General features: G+C 64.4%; 1 protein-coding gene. It reads right to left on the bottom strand.

Annotation, left to right across the window (positions count from 1 at the left end; translation table 11 throughout):
• Nucleotides 1-61 precede the first annotated feature (61 nt).
• Entirely contained in the window at nt 62-319 is a 258-nt protein-coding gene (locus ACU8YE_RS24770) for a BTH_I0359 family protein (protein WP_004189087.1), read from the bottom strand.
• Nucleotides 320-475 lie beyond the last annotated feature (156 nt).

Below are 475 nucleotides of genomic sequence, written 5' to 3'. Positions count from 1 at the left end.
CGTCGGGCGGCGGCGCCGCGGCGGACCCGCAGGCCCGGCAGGCGGCCGCGCCGGCGCGACGTCAGTGGAGAACGACGGGTTGCGTCATCAGGCTGTCGAACTGTCCGAGGAATTCGTCGACCTCGTCGAGCGTCGGCTCGGCCTGGATCAACTGCTTCACGTGCTCGCGAAAGCGCGCGGCGAGTTCGCCGTCGATGAAGATTTCGCGCTGCGCGTTCTTGTCGACGATTTCGTAGCCACCCGAATTCATCGCGTGGTGGCCGTCCTGCGGCGGGAACTCGACGACGCAGTAGTTGGGGCTGTTGTAGATCATTTGCATGGCGGCACTCCTCTTTGCTATGGCTTTCGGCCTCGTTGCACCGTAAGTGGGGCGGGCCGAGCCGGTTTCAAGGGGTTGGCGCTGCACGCCGGTCGTTTTTACAGGGCGTATCGGTTGGATGCCGACGACCTCAAAACGTTTCCGATTCTCCTCCGG

It is taken from the genome of Ralstonia sp. VS2407, from assembly GCF_052950655.1.
Note: the sequence above shows the minus strand (reverse complement) of the source record. Positions and strands in the feature narration are given on the sequence as shown.